A 19742-nucleotide genomic window follows, 5' to 3' on the forward strand; every position below is an offset into this window, starting at 1 on the left:
TGTGCAAATATGGATGCCAGTCACACCTTCTTCATCTACAGCAAGATGCTTCTTTTCAAACATGATATACTAGAATGGTAAAGACATAAGCAACAATTATAAAGTCAGTTCGGACGGACGATCCCGGTCTTCATCTAAGGAAAGGGTCTTCTGTCCGTTTTCTATTTTATACGTATAGGAGAAGATCGTGGACGTTAGGCTAATCCCCCATGATCTATGATCATTGCAGGGATTTAAATCTGATCATATACCTTTTTGTCATAAAGCTGTCGATAAATCAATTTTTAACCATGAAAGGGGAAGTGAGTGATGGGCCTCCGTTTTATAACAGGACGCGTAGGTACAGGGAAAAGCGGTCGCATATTTGATGAAATAAAAGAAAAATTGCTAGATCAGCCACAAGGCGCAGCTATATTTTATCTTGTACCTGATCAGATGACTTTTCAGCAAGAATATAATCTATTTAAAGATAAAGACATTCGTGGCAGTATACGGGCACAAGTAGTTAGTTTTTCGCGTTTAGCATGGAGGGTGTTACAAGAAACAGGCGGAGGAAATAAGCCCTTTATTAGTACCATAGGAATGCAAATGATGCTACGAAAAATTATGGAAGAAAAGCAAGGAGAATGGCATGTGTTTCAACATGCTATGGAAAAGCATGGGTTTATTGAACAATTAGAAACGATGATTACCGAATTTAAACGCTATGCTATTACACCTGAATTATTACAAGCTAAAATGGAGCATATGAATAGCTATGTACATAAGAAAACAGGAGAAGAAAGTCTTCTTCATAAATTGGAAGACTTGTTGTATATTTATGAAAAACTGTTGCTTTCATTACAAGGAAAATATATAGACGGGGAAGATCAATTACAATTACTTGCAGATAAAATTGCTCATTCCAGGCTATTAGAACATGCAGAAATCTATATTGATGGTTTTTATCGTTTTACACCTACAGAACTTATTGTAATAGAAGCATTATTAAAAAAATGTAAGCAAGTTACTGTTGCGTTAACGGTCGATAAGCCAGAAGAAGAACCTACTTCAGAAGTTGATTTGTTTTATCAAACGAAAGAAACGTTTTATGCATTAAAGCAATTAGCTGCGTCTATAGATGTAACAGTAGAAGAAACGATGAAACTAGATCCTGCATATGGACGCTTTCGTAATCGCCCATACTTTGCTCATTTGGAACAGTACTTTGATCATCGTCCAGCACCAACATATGAACAACCAGTACCTATACAAATTGCTGAGGCCGTTCATCCTCGTGCAGAAGTGGAAGGTGCTGCACAGCAAATTATTCATTTGGTGCGAGACGAGGGATATCGTTATCAAGATATGGCCCTATTTATAAGGCAAACAGACATGTATCATGATCTAATCGCGACGATTTTTCATGATTACGATATCCCTGTATTTATTGATGAGAAGCGGACGATGTTAAACCATCCATTAATGGAATTTATTCGTTCAGCATTAGATGTCGTTGAAGGAAATTGGCGTTACGATGCGGTGTTTCGTCTGTTAAAAACAAGTTTTGTGCCGATTTTGGACAAGGAATATCCGCTAACAGCAGATGCAATTGATGAATTAGAAAATTATGTACTGGAATATGGCGTTCGATCCCGCGCAAGCTGGTTTTCTAAGAAAGACTGGATTTTTCAACGATTTCGTGGATTTGACCAGCTGTCACAAACTGATACAGAACGGGAAACACAATTACGTATTAATCGTTATCGCCAACAAGTAGTCAAAGCCTTTGAAGGCTTTGATACGCAGTTAAGAGAAGCAGAAACGGTGAAGGAAAAATGTGTTTGCTTGTATGAATTAATGGAAGAGCTTCAAGTTCCTACAAAGTTAGAACAATTGCGAGCTGAATACGATGAACAAGCTGAAATTGAAAAGGGCCGAGAACAGGAACAGGTTTGGGATGCGATTATTCAACTGTTGGATGAAATGGTAGAAATGGTAGGCGAAGAAACGATGTCTTTACCTGTATTCCGTAAAACATTGGAAGCTGGTTTAGAAACATTGAAGTTTGCTCATGTGCCCCCAAGTATAGATCATGTGATTGTCGGTTCTATTGATCGCTCAAGAATAAGCGATATTCGTTGTGCCTTTTTATTAGGTGTAAATGAAGGAATTTGGCCGATGAAACCGCCCGTGGATGGGTTAATTAATGAACAAGAGCGTAATTTATTAGCTGATCATGGCGTACAGCTTGCAGAAACGAGTAAACGTCAATTACTAGACGACTGGTTTTATATGTATGTGTCTTTTACAGTAGCAAGTGATCAGTTATGGATTAGTTACCCACTAAGTGATGAAGAGGGAAATACGAAGATGCCATCACAACTTATTAAGCGAATAGAGAACTTATTCCCAAGCTGTTGTGAACATCAATTGCTGCAAGAGCCCGATGAATTGTTAGAAGCAGATCGTTTTGTGACAACACCTCATAAAACAAGAGCTGCCTTAACAGCACAACTAGCAAGGTATCGTAAGGGGTATCCAATAAAACCCATTTGGTGGCATGTACTCAATTGGTATATCATGCAGGAAAAAAAGAACGGAACGACATACCGTATTTTACAGAGCCTATATTATCAAAATAAACCTAGTAATCTATCGTCAGAAACCGTTGAGCAGCTATATCCAAAACAGATTCAAGCAAGTGTTTCTAGACTGGAGACATATTACAGATGTTCTTATCAGCATTTCGCCAAATATAGCCTTGGTTTAGAGGAAAGGCGAACATATAAGCTAGATGCACCAGATATTGGTCAGTTATTCCATGAGGCGTTAAAAACGATAACCGAATGGATTCAACAAGGAAATAAAGAATTTTCTCAACTTACACAAGCTGATGCGGCTTCATACGCACATCAAGCAGTTACTAAGCTATCTCCAATATTACAGCACCAAATCTTGCACAGTTCGAATCGCTATCAGTATATTCAACAGAAATTAGAAGAAGTAATTGCAAGGGCAACGTATGTATTAAGTGAGCAAGCTAGAAGAAGTCACTTTTCTCCAGTTGGTTTGGAGTTAGGATTTGGGAACAATCAAGATCTACCGCCGTTAACTGTTCCTTTGCAAAACGGATTTGAATTGATGCTTAGAGGCAGGATAGATCGTGTCGATAAAGCTGTTAAAGATGACGAGCTATTTTTACGAATTATTGATTACAAATCAAGTGCAAAAGAATTAAATTTGCTTGAGGTGTACTACGGACTTGCATTGCAAATGTTAACATACCTTGATGTAGTTATTACGCATTCGGAAAAATGGTTAGGCGTAAAAGCAACACCAGCAGGTATTCTGTATTTCCACGTCCATAATCCGATGATTACAGGACAAGACAAGCTTGATGATGCCACGATTGAAAAAGAATTGTTTAAAAAGTATAAGATGCAAGGGCTGTTGTTGGCAGATGAAGATATTGCTAAACTCATGGACCAAGCTTTAGAATCAGGTGCAAGCCAAATTATTCCAGCTGCAATTAAAAAGAATGGTGGATTTTACAGTTATTCTAAAGTAGCAGATGAAAGGACTATGAAGCATTTACAGCAACATGTTCATCAACTGATGACGCAGGCGGGGATAGATATGACACATGGTGCCATTGATTTAAATCCATATTATTTTAAACAACAAAATGCTTGTACCCACTGCCCGTTTCAATCTGTATGTCAATTTGATCCGACGATACCAACAAATGATTACCGTAAACTAGCAGATATGAAGCAGGATGAAATACTCAAACGGATGCAAGCAGAGGGGGGCGCAACATGGTAAGCTGGACAACGGAACAACAAGAAGCTATCTATACAAAAGGGTCGGATATTCTTGTTGCAGCAGCTGCTGGTTCAGGGAAAACAGCGGTTTTGGTGGAACGAATTATTCAAAAACTGTTAGATAAGGAGCAACCTGTAGATATTGACTCCTTACTTGTGGTTACATTTACGAATGCTGCTGCACAAGAAATGCGTAATCGAGTTGGGGATGCCTTAGAAAAAGCTTTAGAAGAAAACCCAGCTTCGTTACACTTGAAAAAACAATTATCGTTATTGCAACGGGCATCTATTTCCACACTACATGCATTTTGTTTAGATGTTGTTAAACAATATGCTTATTTGTTAGATATTGATCCAGCTTTTCGGATTGCAAATAATATGGAAGCAGAACTGATAAAGCAGGAAGTATTAGACGACTTATTTGAAAGCTGGTATGGAACGGATGCAGAAGAGCAAGAAGCTTTTTTTCAAGTTGTTGACCGTTTTTCCAGTGATCGAAGCGATGCCGATGTAGAGACATTAATTTTACAATTATATGAGTTTGCAGTAAAAAACCCTTGGCCGGATAAATGGTTAGATCAATTAGCGGAAGCTTATGATATACCAAAAACTGTGCAAGAAAGGGAGTTAAGCTGGCTAAAAATTTTAAAACGCGAAGTGAAAGAACAGCTAAACGCCATGAAAGAGGAAATAGAGCAAGCAATGAACGTAACAAGAGAAAGTGATGGACCCTATCATTATGCCGATACACTCGAGAAGGATTTGGTACTCGTTCATGAAGCGAACGCTTATTTGGATGATTGGCAACAATTGCACGATTGCATACAAGCAAGTACGTTTGCTAAGCTATCTAGTAAAAAAGTAGAGGTGAATGAGGAAAAGAAAAAACAAGTAAAAAAATTACGAGAAAGCTATAAAAAGCGCTGGACAGCCATGAAACAAGGTTGGTTTGCTAGAGATTTAAAAAGCCACCTAGAAGATATGCGTGAAATGGCTCCGATAATGAAACAGTTAGCTTCCCTCGTGAAAGCATTTAAAGCGAAGTTTCAAGAAGAAAAAAAGGGACGTGCTCTCGTCGATTTCTCCGATTTAGAGCATTTGTGTTTGCAAATATTGGTTGAAGATAGAAATGTGGATAAGCCAAAGCCGTCAAAAGTAGCAGAAAGTTTCCAAAAGCAATATACGGAAGTACTCATTGATGAGTATCAAGATACAAACCTTGTTCAAGAGACTATTTTATCACTAATAAGCAATCAAGCAGGTGCGGGAAACAGATTCATGGTGGGGGATGTTAAACAAAGCATTTATCGTTTTCGCCACGCAGAGCCGTCTTTGTTTATAAAAAAGTATAATCGTTTTGCTCAATCTGAACATCTTGCTAAACGAATCGACTTGTCGCGTAATTTTAGAAGCCGTAGCCAAGTTTTAATGGCAACAAATTATGTATTTAGACAAATCATTGATGAATCGCTTGGAGAAATAAATTATGATGCAAATGCAGAGCTCATTTATGGAAATAAGATGTATGACAACTTTCCCCATAGAACTCCTAGTCCAGAATTATTTATTATTGATCGGGAAACGAATGAGCGTAAAGAAACAGACTTCGATCATTCCATGGACTTAGAGAAAGCAGAACTAGAAGCGCGAATGTATGCAAAAAAAATAAAGCATTGGATTGGCCAAGAAGACGGGCGACCATTACAAGTAGTAGATAAAAAATCAGAGCAACAACGTGACGTGCAGTATCGAGATATCGTTATCTTACTGCGTTCCATGACGGATGCACCTGTGATTACAGATGAGCTGAAAAAACAAGGAATTCCTGTTTATGCAGAATTGTCGACAGGCTATTTTGCAGCGATTGAAGTAAAAGTCATGATTAGTTTTTTAAAAGTGATAGATAACCCACGGCAAGATATTCCTTTAGCCTCTGTTTTGCGTTCACCAATTGTCGGTCTAAATGAAGAAGAATTAACTACCATTCGGTTAGCAAGAAAAAAACAAACCTACTATGAGGCATTACTATCCTACGAAAAAGAGCATGCCAATGCATTAGCTGATAAAATCACCATGTTTTTAGAGTCGTTACAACGATTACGTAAAGCCACAAGACAAGGAGCTTTATCGGAGTTAATTTGGCAAATTTATCGAGAAACGAAATATTATGATTATGTTGGTGGTATGCCAGGAGGTAGGCAAAGGCAGGCGAACCTCCGTGCATTGTATGATCGGGCTCGAACGTATGAAGCAACCTCTTTCCGTGGGTTATTCCGTTTTCTTCGCTTTATAGAACGTATGGAAGAGAGAAAGGAAGACCTAGGCGCTGCAAGAGCTTTAAGTGAACAAGAAGATGTCGTAAGGATTATGACCATCCATAAAAGTAAAGGCTTGGAATTTCCTGTAGTCATACTAGGTGGCATGGATAAGCAATTTAATTTAAGTGATTTAAATCAAAAATATTTATTGCATAAAGATTATGGTTTTGCTAGCAAGTATATTGATCCAGTTAAACGGCTATCCTATCCTACGCTTTATTATCATGCATTAAGACGGGAAATGTTACGTGATCAATTAGCGGAGGAGATGCGCGTTTTATATGTCGCATTAACTCGAGCCAAAGAAAAGCTTGTTATGATTGGAAGTGTGGCATCTTTTGATAAGAAAAAGGAAAAATGGCAAGCCGTTCAAAACCATCCTTACTGGGTGCTACCGACTCATGGACGAATAGAAGCAAAAACATACCTTGATTGGGTCGCCCCTGCACTTGTACGGCATCATGAAAATGAAGTATTACGACTAGGAGAAATAGGAGAACAAGTAAAAGAAGAAATTCAACAAGACCCTTCTAGTTGGGAAATTAACATCATTCACGCTAACGAGCTTGAAGAAACAGGGAAGCAAGCTGATGGTGAATTAGATCAGCTTCATCAACACATTTCTGAATGGACTCCGTTTACATTATCCAGCGACAAGTTAGCAAAAACGGTGCAACAACGTTTGAGTGATACGTATCCTTATATACACGCTGCGCAATCCAGAGCGAAACAAACGGTAACCGAATTAAAGCGGCAGCAGGAACTAAAAGATGAATATAGTAGTGATCATTTAATTACACCTAGGCAAAGACCAATTATGAAACGCCCTGTTTTTATGCAAAAGGAAAAGAAAGTATCAGCTGCTGAAAAGGGTACCTTTATGCATAAAGTAATGCAACATTTACCACTGCATCGTTCGTTGACGTATGAGGAGATTGAAGCGGAATTAGAAAAAATGGTGGAAAAAGAAATGATTGGTCGAGAGGCTGTCGAAGAAATAGATATTACAGCTATTGAACATTTTTATCAAACGCCAATTGCTCAGAAAATGATAACAGCTCCTTATGTGCAACGGGAAATTCCGTTTAGTTTAACCATTCCAGCCACAGAAGTATATCATGATTGGCAAGGAAAAGAAGAAGATGTATTAATACAAGGTGTAATCGATGCGATTATTTCGACAAAGGATGGTTGGATTATACTGGACTATAAAACGGACTCCATTCACGGAGAATGGTCCGAGTTAGTAGAGGAAAAGTTGTTGCGAAGATATCAAACACAAATGGATCTTTACCGCCATGCAGTTGAAACGATTTGGAGACAGCCAGTATTGGAAACATATCTTTATTTCTTTACAAAACAGGCGCTTGTTCAGGTGCCGTCCAGAAGATAATGATATTTATAACCGTTGCTCCTATTTATTCTAAGATTCTTTGTAAAATGGACAAGCAATGGTGAAAAATAATAGCCCTTAGATACTCTATTTTGTATTGCATACGGATTAGTACTACTGATCCGCGGGCGATGAAAAAATATGCCGTGGAGTTTACTACATCCACGGCATATTTTTTAAGCATTTGCAGTTAAATTTTGGTCGTTTATATCTGGGTCAAATGGATTGGTTGAACTTACTCCATTATTTGTACATGTGAAATCTCCAGTGTTTAAGGAACCAGAACCAGCATTTGTTTTTGTGGATTCTTTTGGAGCAATATAAAAGGAATCACCGAAATTTACGACCCCACCACTAACACTAACAATTTTAATCGGACCAACAATAGAAGGCATAGGAAACCACCTTTTGAAAAAATTCTGTTTTTATAGCGTATGACTTTATTAGCTATTGGTGCGTATGGTTTGTTTCGGTTAAAGGTGCTGTAAGTCTCTTTGAAGAATGGAAAGATTTGGACTAGACAAATCTAAACGGGAGGTAACAATAGCTAAATCCCAATTTTTATTCAAAAAGATTCACTTGTATCTTGTAACTTACGGAAATGCTTCACACGAGACTCTGCATATACTCTTGTTAAATTACCAATTTGCAGTAACGAAGAACTACTTACGCCGATACTTGCAACATTCGCCACATGAATGCACCCTTTGTGTTGGGTCGTTGATTTGTTTACGAGCATTTTAGTTTCTGGCCAATTCGTATTTCGCTTAAATAGTGGGTAATTGAATGTTTCTTCATCACGTTTAGAAAAAACAGGGTTTTGTTTTTGAATAGCAATGCCTTTAAATTTTAACGCAGCATTTTCTGTATCTCCAATGGAAAGTATACTACTTGTGGATACAGAGTTAGTCAACAAATTATCAACAATGGATGTTCTTTTTTTCATTTCTCTCCCCCTTTTACGTAAGTGCTAACGGTACGATATTTCCTAACGTAAATGCTTCGGGTGGTGTATCGAAAAAGGATGAAAGAAGAAATTGCTCATTGTCCCCAATTAAAAACACAGATGATGAGGACACGTTGTCAACTTGAACATTACCAATATTTAATCCCCAATTATGAACTTCCATATTCATAGCTATTCTCCTTTAGATCTTTGGGTATCCATATATTTTCGTAGCGACTGTTTAATTTCATGTTTTACGTTGTCGGATATAAATTGATGGATGTCATCTCTTGTTTGTAAGTTTTTTTCGTTATATGCTTCGTTTTCGTAAAAGGCAATTCGTCCTGGTAACTGTTTGATCATATCTTGAATCAAAATGGGAGGATAACCGTCATCCATATTTACATTACATTCTGCTGCCATTTGATTAATTATATTTGTGCCGTTTTGATGCAAATAGTCATTTAATTCTGCTTGTATCGTTTGTTTTAAAGGAGCTTGATAGTTTGGAGGTTTCGGTTGGTCAATAAAGCTGCCGTCTAGATTAGCCAAATCTTGTGGAGATAAACCAATATGAAGTGTTCCATCTAATTGTTCAATTTTTAGTTGGTCAAAATGATATTCTACTTTTTCGATATGGTTAGATTTTGTGTTCTGTAGCTTTTCTTCTAATTCATTTACTCGTGCTGTTAATTGTTGAATTAACGCTTCCTGTTGTCTCATGTATTCATGTATATCGTAAATATAAGCGGACCAGTTTGAATGATTCATGGAAACTCCCTCCTCTGCCATACCTAGACGAATGCCTATGTTTACTATATGCAAAAAAGGCGAGAAATGTGCAGTTTAGGGAGCTAAAGGAACCAATGGAACTGCTTCTTGAATAATTTCGGCTGTTGGCGCAGGTTCCGTATAACCACCGGTATTGTAAATGTCAGATTGGGATTGAACACTCCCCGTACTACCGATTTGTAGAACAGATGAATTCGTAATAGCTCCAACTTTAATCATATAAATACTTATGGTTTGATGCACGGTTAAAGGCATTTACATCACTCCTGTCACCTTTTAGTTATAAGACATATCTACTTTATCTGAATCGTATATATACGTTTTAGCACTTCCTAAGTTTACGCGAATCCCATTGCCGGTATTAAAGGACCCTCCACCAGCAAATGTTTTAGCAGTACTATTCGGAGACATCGAGTAAACGTCACCAATATTAAAAATACTGGAAGATGATAAGTTAACGACTTTCACTGCCCCTACTTTCGCTGGCATTTCAATACCTCCTCTTTAACGAGACAAAGCTTTTTTTCACTATAGGAAAGTGTACAACTTTCACTTTATAGTATAAGCTACGTTTTTCTAACAATAAGGAGAAGTTTACTTTAGGTAAATTCGCTTATTATTAAGTTATGTATAAAAAATAAATTGTTGAGGAATTAAAAGAAGAAATTATGTTACATTTGTTTAAAAATTTAGCTTGTGATTTGTTGTTTCTTTTCTTATAGTTAAATAAAAGGAACATTCGTAAATCCATTTCGAAGCTTCTTGTGTTAAGAATACATAAAATGTTTCTGATTTGCCCACAAGCGATTTTTTATTGTTTAAGGTATTATAGGTGTTTTTCACTATAAAGAATGATTGTTTTTTCTAATGACAATTAAACTAATAAAGGAAAGGGATGTGTTTATGAATCAACAAGCTTCACCTGTGCAAACAAAAGACAGACTGCATTGGGTAGATGCGGCAAGGGGATTTGCCATTTTTGGCATACTAATTGTTAATATGCTGTCATTTAGCTCTCCTTACTTTACATACAGAGGAGAAGGGTTAGTGTGGAATAATCCTGAAGATGAGGTAACGCTTGCTGTTATTGATATCGTTTTTCAAGCGAGCTTTTACAGTTTATTTTCTTTTTTATTTGGATTTGGCCTCCAATTAATGACGGATCGTCTCCAATTAAAAAAGTTAGAAGCTGTTCCGCTTCTAACTCGAAGACTTTTATTTTTGTTATTATTTGGAGTGATTCATGCATTTGTAATTTGGTATGGTGATATCTTAATTACCTATGCTCTAGTCGGTTTACTTGCATTGTTATTTTTGAAAGTAAAGGAGAGGACTTTAATTTATTGGGCTGTGGGGCTATTAGGAGGGTTTGTTGGCTTTATTACATTTATTTCCTATTTGGCGAGAACATGGATAGCTATGTATGGACAAGAGCCATTAAAGCCAGTTGAACCTATTATTGCAAATTATCAAAGTAACTCCTTTACTACTATTTGGTCACAAAATGCGCAAGATTGGCTGTTTGGGAGTGGATTAGGTCTCTTCTTTCTTCCCTTTTTACTCTTGCCATTATTTTTAGTGGGTATGTATTTTGCAAGAAAACGTTGGTTACATCACCCAATGCAACATAAATCAGTACTAAAAAAGTTATGGGTGTATTCGCTTATTTTGTTTTTAGTGTTTAAATTAGGGCCGTATTTCTTTGGTAACCCATTGTGGTTTGAAATTGCCCAAGATAGTATTGGAGGCTTGTTCTCTGCCCTGTTTTATATTTTGTCCATTACACTATTGGGACAAACAGAATTAGGTGCTAAATTGATGCAACCATTTAACTATGTTGGGAGAATGGCATTTACCAACTATATTATGCAATCTATCCTTTGTGTTCTCTTGTTTTATGGGATTGGATTAGGTTGGTATGGTCAAACTTCCCCGTTACAAGGTGTAGGTATAGCCATTATTATTTATGGTTTGCAAATGATATATAGTAGTATATGGTTAAGGAAGTTCCGTTATGGGCCTTTGGAGTGGTTATGGAGAAGTCTTACTTATGGAAAGATGCAAGTTATGGGCAAATAAGTCATGAAACACTGAAAAAGCAGCTTGGAACAGTGACAAGCTGCTTTTTTATGGTCTGGTATATCATAAAATTTTATATCTATGGATAAACTTAGCCACGTCCGGCTCCAGCGCCCAGCAACTAGGCGACTTCACTCCATTGCCCGAAGCAAAGTCATCATTGGTTCGTTCTCAAAAGGAAGGTCGACTAAAGACGGGTTTACCGGAGGGCGCCGGCATAATCCTGTTGCAGGAGCATGATTCCTAAAACTTTCGTTGCTTCGTTCCACTCGCTACGTTGCTAACCGGGCGCCCCGAGCCTTTGTTCTTATGGTGTTAATACTTCTTTAATATGAGAAACAGCCCATTCTAAATCTTCTTGTTTAATAATTAATGGAGGTGCAAATCGAATGACGTTTTCATGTGTCTCTTTACAAAGCAGTCCTTTTTCCTTTAACGCTTCACAATATGGACGGGCTGGTTCGGTAAGCTCCACACCGATAAACAACCCTTTACCACGAACTTCTTTTATTTTTGGATTAGGGATGGACTTTAATTCATTCATCATGTATGTTCCTAATTCTAAAGAACGATCAGCTAAATTCTCTTCTTCTAATACATCTAATGCAGCAATAGAGACAGCACATGCTAGTGGATTACCTCCAAATGTGGAACCGTGAGAACCAGGATTGAATACACCGAGAATATCTTTGTTAGCAACTACACATGAGATTGGAAAGACGCCTCCACCTAAGGCTTTTCCAAGAATTTGTACGTCAGGTGTTACATTCTCCCAGTCACATGCAAACATTTTTCCTGTGCGAGCTAGTCCAGACTGAATTTCATCCGCAATATATAGTACATTGTTTTCTTTACAAATCTGATATGCTTCTTGTAAAAACCCATCTGGTGGGATAACAATACCAGCTTCTCCTTGAATTGGTTCAAATAGAAATCCAGCGGTATTTTCATTGATTGCAGCCTTTAGAGCTTCTGCATCTCCGTAAGGAATAATTTTAATACCTGGTAACATTGGTCCGAAGCCACGTTTGTATTCGGCTTCAGATGATAAAGAGACAGCGGTCATTGTTCGACCGTGGAAGTTACCTTCACAAGCAATAATTTCAGCTTTGTTTTCCGCCACTCCTTTTACGTCATAAGCCCACCTTCTAGCTGCTTTAATAGCCGTTTCTACTGCTTCTGCGCCTGTATTCATCGGCAATACCATCTCTTTATTTGTAAGCTTACAAATTTTTTCAAACCAAGGCCCAAGCTGATCATTATGAAAAGCTCGGGATGTTAAAGTTAAGCGATCCGCTTGGTCCTTTAGCGCTTTAATAATTTGTGGGTGGCGATGTCCCTGATTAACAGCTGAATAAGCACTGAGCATATCCATGTAGCGGTTTCCTTCAGGATCTTCTACCCACACTCCATCTGCCTTAGAGATGACCACAGGCAGAGGGTGGTAATTTTTAGCACCGTATTCCTGTGTTTGATCAATAATTTGTTGACTTGTTTGTCCCATATGATCCCTCCGAATTTTAAAAATAATCTACAAATACAGTATAACAGTTTTTATTGCAACTGCCAGCTATAAAAAAATGAATCTATTAAATTTAAACCTAGCTGATAGATGGGAAGCTTTCCTAATTAGAAAGTAATTTTTATCATAATAGAGTAGCTGTTACATATTTGTTAAACGATAGAGTGTTAAAAATGAAAAGTTACTAGGATCATGATATGATAGCATTAGTTGAATTGGAAATAGGAGGTAGATTGTTTCATGACACATTTGCATATAACGGGATGGGTATTAGGGTTTATTTTATTAGCAATCTCTTATGCTATGTATAAGAAAGGTAATACAAAAGCAGGGAAAATCGTACATATGATTTTGCGCTTGGATTATTTACTTATACTATATTCTGGAGGAGACTTAATCACTCCTTACTTTAATGGTGGATCGTTAATGGCAGAAGCAATTGTTAAAGGGGTTGCGGGTATATGGATGATTGCTATTATGGAAATGATACTCGTTCGCTTACCAAAGGAGAAACCATTAAAAGTACTGTGGATACAGTTTGTCATTGCGCTTATTATTCTGCTTGTATTAGGATTCGTTCGTTTACCTATGGGAATTCAATTAGGTTAAAAATGAACAAAAATAAAAGGTTGTCCTTATGAACGTAGGACAGCCTTTTTTATACTATAATGGCTTTAGAATAGGCGAAACTACAGTTTTTCATCATAAAGTTTTAACTGGATTATAGATAAAGCGAAAAATAATCGGACAAGAAAAAGATGGACGGGGGAAAGAGAAGTGATGAAGAAAGTAATTGCTTTTTTAATAGTTAGTTTCATGTTTTTTATTTATGTACCAACTATGGTTCAAGCGGATGAAACAAGCATTCAAGATGAAGTTTTTTATCGTATCTTAGTTGACCGCTATAATAATTTAAATGTTGAACGTGATAAACAAATTGATCTTGATAATCCAAAAGCATATCATGGTGGTGATTTGGAAGGGATTACAGATAGGTTGGATACTTTTGAGGAATTGGGGTATACTTCCATCATCCTGTCACCTATTATGGCAAACGCACCAGACGGTTATCATGGTTATTGGATAGAAGACTTTTATAACGTAGAACAGCAATTTGGTGATATGGAAAGTTTGCAAAAGTTAATTGATGAAGCTCATGAAAGAGAGATAAAAGTTGTTTTGGAGCTTGTCACGAAGTATGTTGCTAAAAGCCATCCGATTGTTACTAATCCATCTAAAGCGGATTGGATCGATCGAGATGCACAAGTAAACACAGCTTGGGGAGAAAATGTTGTTGCATTGAATCAAGAAAATGAAGCAGTACAAGATTATTTAGTCGATGTAGCAAAGTATTGGAAAGAAGAAACGGATGTTGACGGTTTCCAATTACACGCTGCAGACCAAGCTTCCCCATCGTTTTTAAAACTACTTTCAAATGAAATAAAACAATCTGATGAAAATTTTTATTTGTTAGCAGATGTACTAGAGGGAAAATCTGATGTAACTACTTTACAGGAAAATCAACATATTGATGCTGTTGAGAACCATAATGCACAGCAAGCAATGCGTGATGTTTTTTCTAAACCCGGTGTCTCACCGGAAAATATATTTGAAGCAACAATGCAGGATAGTGTTGTTGATATGCTATTTATGGATGACCAATCTATGGAGCGTTTTACACAAACTTTAGCGGAAAATGGCAGAAATCCATTGACAGCTTGGAAATTAGCTTTAACCTTTTTATATTCCATGCCAGATGTCCCCGTCATCTATCAAGGTTCTCATCTGCCGATGTATGGTTCCACATTGGATGAAGTACAACGGATGGTAGAGTTTAACAGTGGAGATAAAGAATTAACGGAGTTTTTTAATAGGATATCTTCCTTACGTCAAGAGTTTTCCGCCTTACGAAGAGGAAACTATGAAATGGTAGGGACAGATGGAGCAATGAGTGTGTTTAAACGTACTTATGATGGGCAAACGATGTATATTGCTATTAATAACGATGTAAAAACACGTTCTGTTACCATTTCAGATGTAGAAGAAGGAAAAGAATTGCGAGGATATTTAAGTGATCAAACCTTTCGAGCTAATGGCAACGGAGAATATCGGGTTGGTTTAGATAGAGAGATGGTAGAAATATTCTCTGTAGAAGAAGACACAGGGCTTAACTGGTGGTTTATTGGTTTTATAATCGGTATATTTTTATTGTTTATCGTTGGGATAGTGGTGTTATCTAGAAAACAAAAGAAAAATGAGGGGTAACGGAGACTACAAAGCAGGCGATTCTTGGTGATATTTATTACAATAGAAGAAATCGAATATTCTATTTGCGCATTTCACAAAGGGATTTTGCCCTCTTCGTATTGTTACTTTGCGAAGAGGGATGTAAAGTCCCTTTTCTGCTTGGTGCTTCCATTTATGCAGGGCGATCAAAATCGGTATCATTTAAAAAGAAGAGTGCAATCGTTCCAGGCCCTGAATGCGCACCTATAACCGAACCAACCATCTCAATAATAACATCTTTTACGTGAAATTTCTCCTTAATCATGGAAGCAAGTTGTTCTGCTCGCTCGAAGTCATCGCCATGGGAGATTGCAATGGTTTGGTTTGATAAATCATCACCGCGTTCTTCCATGATTTCTAGCATACGGTGAAACAATTTTTTTGAACCGCGTATCTTTTCTAAAGGAATTAACTTCCCATCTTCTACGTGAAGAATTGGTTTAATCTTTAACAAAGAACCAACAAACGCTGCTGTTCTGCTTACACGGCCACCTCGATATAGATATTCTAGGTTATCAACAGTAAAGATGTGCTCCATATGAAGAGCGCAGGACTTACTTGATTCTACGATTCTTTGTAACGCCGCTCCTTGCTTGGCAAGCTTTGCTGCATGAAGTACAACAAGCCCATACCCTAGTGAAGCACATTTCGTATCAATTACGTGAATAGGTGCATCGGGATAGCTTTCTTTTACTTCTTGTTCCATCATTTTTGCTGCTTGATATGTACCAGATAGTTGAGAAGAAAAAGCAAGGTAAACTAAAGGTTGATTTGCTTCAGCATGAGATGTAAAAATAGACTTAAAACGTTGAGCTGAAGCTTGCGATGTTTTTGGGGTTTTCCCATCACGCATTGCGTGGTAAACTGTTTTAGGATCTATTGTTTTGACATCTTCGTAATCCTTATCATCAAGCCGGACGGTTAATGGTATAAATGCTATGTCGTATTTATTATAATAATCTGCTGTTAAATCGCAAGCTGAATCGGCAAGGATTTTAATATCCATCGTTTATTCACCTACATTCCTTTTAGTAATCTTTCTTTTAGTTTATAGTTGTTTATGTAGTTAGTCAAAAAAAAGGAATGTTTAATTTTAATAATTTTCAAATAAAAAAGTTAATGACATCTAGCGTTTGGGTGTGTGTATGATGACAGACTAATTATCTGTAAACGGAGAAGGAGGCCTCTATGTTCATTTTTGAAGCAAAACGAATTGCAGTAGTCATTTTTGGAGCGTTGCTTAATGCAATATCTCTGAACTTTTTCTTAATTGAAGCAAATGTGTATGCTAGTGGGTTTACTGGTGCTGCTCAATTAGCATCTAGCGTTTTTAATGATTTCGTTGGCATCGGAATTAGTACGGGAATTTTATTAGCTCTATTTAATATCCCTGTTGCTATATTGGGTTGGTTTAAAGTAGGTAAAGGGTTTACGATTTATAGTGTCGTTTCTGTATTTTGCACGACTCTTTTTCTAGAATTTATTCCTATGGTTCAAATATCAGAAGACATTATTTTAAATGCTGTCTTTGGTGGTGTTGTTGGTGGTACTGGTGTAGGGATTACACTTAAAGTCGGTGCTTCCACTGGAGGAATGGACATTGTGGCGATGGTTCTATCGAGAATGAAAGATAAACCGATAGGTACGTATTTTTTAATGTTAAATGCGATTATTATAGCATTCGCTGGTATTTTATATGAACCAGAAAATGCTTTGTATACCTTACTTACTTTATACGTAACGACACGTGTAATTGACGCTCTTCATACACGTCATGAAAAGGTTACAGCTATGATCATTACTCGTAAAGCGGATGAACTGCAGGCTGCTATTCACCAAACTATGGTACGTGGTATTACGATTCTTCCAGCTAAAGGAGCTTATACGAAAACAGATAAGGATATGCTTTATCTGGTCATCACTCGGTATGAATTGTATGATTTAGAGAGAATTATTAATGAAGTAGACCCGAACGCATTTACAAATATCGTTCAAACGACAGGTATATTTGGTTTTTTTCGCAGAGATTAAAAAAGAGAGGAAGCGGGAGCTATGTGGAAAAAAGTTTTCTTGTTTTTAGCTATATCATTAGTACTTTTTGGATGTAGTACGAAGAATGAAAAGGCTGGCACTACAGCCAAAGACACTTCAACACGAGAAGCACAGGCAAACGGCGTTCGTTTTGAAAACTTGGATATGGAAGTGAACGATGGAATAGCTGTTTTACAAGGTGAAGTGCATGCGAATGAAACGAATGTATTCTACCAATTGGAACATGAAGGAGAGTCTCTTAGTGACGAAACGGCTTTACCTTTAGAGAAGAAGAAAGGGCAATGGGAGAAGTTTATGGTAGAGGTTGAACTGCCAGAGGAAACATTGAATGCGGAGGAACCTCCAGTAATTGTGATATATGGAAAGAATCATGATGGTGAAAAAATAAACCCGAATTATTTCCCTGTAGATGTTGAAAACAAATAACCAAAAGGGCGTGTATGTTAGAAAAACTTGGCTTGTCGCCAAGCCAATATGGCGAAAGCAGCAAAAACTTTTTTTATTTCTATCATGTAAGAAAAGGCCAAGCAATAAGGATGCTGGCCTTTTAAAATCCATTTTTTTCTATTACTTCCGTTACCTTTGGTATTAAATCATCCCATTCTGTATCGAATTGCTTATTTACGGTAATAAAGTTTTGATATCCAAAAACATTATCTACACCTTCTACTTGCATTAAGTCATTTAAAATGTCATATTCACTCGTATCTCCAGGCATTATGGATATACTGTTTGTTCCTTCAAATATTATTTTATCTGTAGTAAATTTCATTGCATTTGGATTCGGGGTGGCTTCAGCACGAATACTCAAATTTCATCCCTCCTAAATCATACTTATTCTCAATAATAGCAGATATAAGAAGGATTAAAAAGTATTTTGTTGCTAAGCATATGTGTTAAAGGCGTGTCTTTTCGTATTTTGTTCGTAACATCAATGTATGTTAGGCAGTTCGAAGCTAAAATTGGTAATGGTAGTTATTAACTTATCCATAAGAAAGCCCCTGTTAAGGGACTTTCTAGAGGGGTTAACCAAATACAAGTTACTAATTGCAGAGGTTACTGTATTTGATTATGTTGTCTCAATTGATTTTCCAATTGCTGTAATTGCTGTTTTTCTTCAGGTGTAGCATCCTGATAAGCAGCTTGAATCGCATTTTGTGCAGCTTGTTTATCTTCTGCATTAGAAGCATTGTTTTGCTGATTCATAAAGTTCATCACAGCATTTCTTGCTTGTTGAAATAAATTATTTTGATTGTTTTCCAACCTAAAACCCTCCTACTGTATGGTTATCAGCTTCATCTTGTTTTCTCTGCACCTCAGAGAATCTGCTTCGATAAGGGAAGCGTTCAGCATGCTTTTTTACAGAATCTGCGCTCTGTTGGGCAAAACGCTTTGATTTACTTGCTTTACTCACGATATTTCCTCCCTTGTGCATATGCACTTTTTGAAAAATCATGATTGAAGTTATCCTAGGCGTTTTATTACGTCTCCTGCTATTCGAAAGCAAAAAAGGTGAACACATGAATTGTGCTCACCCTTAGTGTGATCTTGTTCTCCATAATTATAAATGGAAATAATTGAATTTTTAGCGATAATAAGATATTTTTAAGCAGTAAAAGTGCCTAACAACGCCATAAGAAACAGATTTTAGCCTAGTTTTAAATAGGTTTGTAAGAAATTTGCTATTCCGTTTTCTTCATTAGAATCTGTCACGTATTTACTTATGGATTTTAATTCATCAATTGCATTGGCCATAGCTACACCTACCCCGGCGTAATCAATCATTTCTAAATCATTATCTTCGTCACCAAAAGCGATAATGCGGTCTGTGGGGATATGGAAATAATGAGCAATCTTCTGTAAACCAACAGCCTTATTCATTCCTTTGCGAACAATTTCAATAATGTTCCATGGTGCTCCCCAATTTCTGTGTTCAATAAGGTCAGCATGAAAGTCATCGAGATTCTTTCGCAATGTGGAAATATGTTCATCTTTCGGATGAATTAAGATAGAAGTAGGGTCTTCTGTTAATTTATTTCTTAGACTCCCTATTGTAAAAGGGGGGTCATTTTGTGACATATGAAATATATCAATAATGGCCTGATCATATTGATCTAAATACACATCATCCATAACTTCAGCCAAAATATTTCGTACATTTAACTCATAACACGTTCCGATAATTTTATGAGCTGTTCGAATGGACATCGGACTGTGCAGAGCATCCCATTTCTTATCATTTGGATGGTGAATAAGTGCACCATTAAAGTTTACCATCGGAGTAGTTAACCCTAATGTTTTATAATAACCAATACTTGCCCGATGTGGTCTGCCTGTTGCAATAACAACGATATGACCTTCGTCCATTGCTCTTAAAACGGCTTGTTTTGTTTTAGGGCTGATTTCTTTTTTATCGGTTAACAGTGTTCCATCAAGATCTAATGCTATTAAGTGTCTGTTTGTTTGCATATTTACAATCACCTCATCTGTTCATAGTGTATAGTCGAAACGAAGGAATGTAAAGTTAAAACTTGTCCTAACATCTATG

General features: G+C 37.0%; 19 protein-coding genes. 7 read left to right on the forward strand and 12 right to left on the reverse strand.

Annotated features, from left to right (window positions below):
* The first annotated feature begins 309 nt into the window (after positions 1–309).
* Positions 310–3807 (forward strand): helicase-exonuclease AddAB subunit AddB, encoded by a 3498-nt coding sequence (addB, locus tag D9780_RS03580; RefSeq protein WP_121639317.1) that lies wholly within the window; start codon positions 310–312, stop codon positions 3805–3807.
* A complete protein-coding gene (gene addA, locus D9780_RS03585; protein WP_121639318.1) occupies positions 3801–7517 on the forward strand; it encodes a helicase-exonuclease AddAB subunit AddA in 3717 nt (1238 codons plus the stop codon). The genes addB and addA overlap by 7 nt, the downstream gene beginning before the upstream one ends.
* Positions 7518–7693: 176 nt before the next feature.
* Here the strand turns inward: addA and D9780_RS03590 are convergent, their stop codons facing one another.
* From D9780_RS03590 to D9780_RS03615, 6 genes are all read right to left on the reverse strand, one after another.
* Entirely contained in the window at positions 7694–7912 is a 219-nt protein-coding gene (locus D9780_RS03590) for a spore germination protein (RefSeq protein WP_077703072.1), read from the reverse strand.
* Between the two features lie 170 nt (positions 7913–8082).
* Complete coding sequence (locus tag D9780_RS03595) at positions 8083–8463, reverse strand: spore germination protein GerPE (RefSeq protein ID WP_121639319.1); 381 nt, start codon at positions 8461–8463, stop codon at positions 8083–8085.
* Between the two features lie 13 nt (positions 8464–8476).
* Positions 8477–8653: a spore gernimation protein GerPD gene (locus D9780_RS03600; protein WP_073006137.1), complete on the reverse strand. Its 177-nt coding sequence runs from the start codon at positions 8651–8653 to the stop codon at positions 8477–8479.
* Positions 8654–8655: 2 nt separating this feature from the next.
* Positions 8656–9234: a spore germination protein GerPC gene (gerPC, locus tag D9780_RS03605; protein ID WP_162985777.1), complete on the reverse strand. Its 579-nt coding sequence runs from the start codon at positions 9232–9234 to the stop codon at positions 8656–8658.
* Positions 9235–9309: 75 nt separating this feature from the next.
* On the reverse strand, positions 9310–9510 hold the full coding sequence (locus D9780_RS03610; protein ID WP_121639321.1) for a spore germination protein GerPB: 201 nt from the start codon (positions 9508–9510) through the stop codon (positions 9310–9312).
* A 21-nt stretch (positions 9511–9531) separates the two neighbouring features.
* On the reverse strand, positions 9532–9744 hold the full coding sequence (locus D9780_RS03615) for a spore germination protein (protein ID WP_121639322.1): 213 nt from the start codon (positions 9742–9744) through the stop codon (positions 9532–9534).
* Positions 9745–10158: 414 nt separating this feature from the next.
* Between D9780_RS03615 and D9780_RS03620 the strand changes: the two genes are divergently transcribed.
* The gene (locus D9780_RS03620) at positions 10159–11334 is read left to right on the forward strand and encodes a DUF418 domain-containing protein (protein ID WP_121639323.1); all 1176 of its coding nucleotides are present in this window, start codon (positions 10159–10161) and stop codon (positions 11332–11334) included.
* A 307-nt stretch (positions 11335–11641) separates the two neighbouring features.
* On the opposite strand, the gene D9780_RS03625 is transcribed toward D9780_RS03620, so the two are convergent.
* On the reverse strand, positions 11642–12838 hold the full coding sequence (locus tag D9780_RS03625) for an ornithine--oxo-acid transaminase (protein WP_073006155.1): 1197 nt from the start codon (positions 12836–12838) through the stop codon (positions 11642–11644).
* Positions 12839–13096: 258 nt separating this feature from the next.
* Between D9780_RS03625 and D9780_RS03630 the strand changes: the two genes are divergently transcribed.
* The gene (locus D9780_RS03630; protein ID WP_073006157.1) at positions 13097–13465 is read left to right on the forward strand and encodes a YisL family protein; all 369 of its coding nucleotides are present in this window, start codon (positions 13097–13099) and stop codon (positions 13463–13465) included.
* Positions 13466–13636: 171 nt separating this feature from the next.
* Positions 13637–15121, forward strand: coding sequence for an alpha-amylase family glycosyl hydrolase (locus D9780_RS03635; protein ID WP_121641419.1), 1485 nt, complete (start codon positions 13637–13639; stop codon positions 15119–15121).
* A 154-nt stretch (positions 15122–15275) separates the two neighbouring features.
* On the opposite strand, the gene D9780_RS03640 is transcribed toward D9780_RS03635, so the two are convergent.
* Positions 15276–16148: a DegV family protein gene (locus D9780_RS03640; RefSeq protein ID WP_073006158.1), complete on the reverse strand. Its 873-nt coding sequence runs from the start codon at positions 16146–16148 to the stop codon at positions 15276–15278.
* 182 nt (positions 16149–16330) lie between these two features.
* Between D9780_RS03640 and D9780_RS03645 the strand changes: the two genes are divergently transcribed.
* Entirely contained in the window at positions 16331–17173 is an 843-nt protein-coding gene (locus tag D9780_RS03645; protein WP_073006160.1) for a YitT family protein, read from the forward strand.
* Positions 17174–17194: 21 nt separating this feature from the next.
* The gene (locus tag D9780_RS03650; protein ID WP_121639324.1) at positions 17195–17620 is read left to right on the forward strand and encodes a hypothetical protein; all 426 of its coding nucleotides are present in this window, start codon (positions 17195–17197) and stop codon (positions 17618–17620) included.
* A gap of 121 nt (positions 17621–17741) precedes the next feature.
* On the opposite strand, the gene D9780_RS03655 is transcribed toward D9780_RS03650, so the two are convergent.
* From D9780_RS03655 to D9780_RS03670, 4 genes are all read right to left on the reverse strand, one after another.
* Positions 17742–18005 carry a NifU N-terminal domain-containing protein gene (locus D9780_RS03655; RefSeq protein ID WP_073006164.1) on the reverse strand — a complete coding sequence of 88 codons (264 nt, stop codon included), beginning with the start codon at positions 18003–18005 and terminating at the stop codon, positions 17742–17744.
* A 245-nt stretch (positions 18006–18250) separates the two neighbouring features.
* On the reverse strand, positions 18251–18457 hold the full coding sequence (locus D9780_RS03660; protein ID WP_073006165.1) for a DUF3813 family protein: 207 nt from the start codon (positions 18455–18457) through the stop codon (positions 18251–18253).
* A 1-nt stretch (position 18458) separates the two neighbouring features.
* Positions 18459–18608: a hypothetical protein gene (locus tag D9780_RS03665; RefSeq protein WP_162985778.1), complete on the reverse strand. Its 150-nt coding sequence runs from the start codon at positions 18606–18608 to the stop codon at positions 18459–18461.
* A 233-nt stretch (positions 18609–18841) separates the two neighbouring features.
* Positions 18842–19663, reverse strand: coding sequence for a Cof-type HAD-IIB family hydrolase (locus D9780_RS03670; RefSeq protein ID WP_121639325.1), 822 nt, complete (start codon positions 19661–19663; stop codon positions 18842–18844).
* Positions 19664–19742 lie beyond the last annotated feature (79 nt).

It is taken from the genome of Virgibacillus sp. Bac330 (assembly GCF_003667845.1).
Lineage (GTDB): Bacteria > Bacillota > Bacilli > Bacillales > Amphibacillaceae > Virgibacillus > Virgibacillus chiguensis.

Coding starts and splice junctions, on each gene's coding strand:
- addB (WP_121639317.1), top strand. CDS start 310: ATGGGCCTCCGTTTTATAACAGGACGCGTAGGTACAGGGAAAAGCGGT.
- addA (WP_121639318.1), top strand. CDS start 3,801: ATGGTAAGCTGGACAACGGAACAACAAGAAGCTATCTATACAAAAGGG.
- D9780_RS03590 (WP_077703072.1), bottom strand. CDS start 7,912: ATGCCTTCTATTGTTGGTCCGATTAAAATTGTTAGTGTTAGTGGTGGG.
- D9780_RS03595 (WP_121639319.1), bottom strand. CDS start 8,463: ATGAAAAAAAGAACATCCATTGTTGATAATTTGTTGACTAACTCTGTA.
- D9780_RS03600 (WP_073006137.1), bottom strand. CDS start 8,653: ATGAATATGGAAGTTCATAATTGGGGATTAAATATTGGTAATGTTCAA.
- gerPC (WP_162985777.1), bottom strand. CDS start 9,234: ATGAATCATTCAAACTGGTCCGCTTATATTTACGATATACATGAATAC.
- D9780_RS03610 (WP_121639321.1), bottom strand. CDS start 9,510: ATGCCTTTAACCGTGCATCAAACCATAAGTATTTATATGATTAAAGTT.
- D9780_RS03615 (WP_121639322.1), bottom strand. CDS start 9,744: ATGCCAGCGAAAGTAGGGGCAGTGAAAGTCGTTAACTTATCATCTTCC.
- D9780_RS03620 (WP_121639323.1), top strand. CDS start 10,159: ATGAATCAACAAGCTTCACCTGTGCAAACAAAAGACAGACTGCATTGG.
- D9780_RS03625 (WP_073006155.1), bottom strand. CDS start 12,838: ATGGGACAAACAAGTCAACAAATTATTGATCAAACACAGGAATACGGT.
- D9780_RS03630 (WP_073006157.1), top strand. CDS start 13,097: ATGACACATTTGCATATAACGGGATGGGTATTAGGGTTTATTTTATTA.
- D9780_RS03635 (WP_121641419.1), top strand. CDS start 13,637: ATGAAGAAAGTAATTGCTTTTTTAATAGTTAGTTTCATGTTTTTTATT.
- D9780_RS03640 (WP_073006158.1), bottom strand. CDS start 16,148: ATGGATATTAAAATCCTTGCCGATTCAGCTTGCGATTTAACAGCAGAT.
- D9780_RS03645 (WP_073006160.1), top strand. CDS start 16,331: ATGTTCATTTTTGAAGCAAAACGAATTGCAGTAGTCATTTTTGGAGCG.
- D9780_RS03650 (WP_121639324.1), top strand. CDS start 17,195: ATGTGGAAAAAAGTTTTCTTGTTTTTAGCTATATCATTAGTACTTTTT.
- D9780_RS03670 (WP_121639325.1), bottom strand. CDS start 19,663: ATGCAAACAAACAGACACTTAATAGCATTAGATCTTGATGGAACACTG.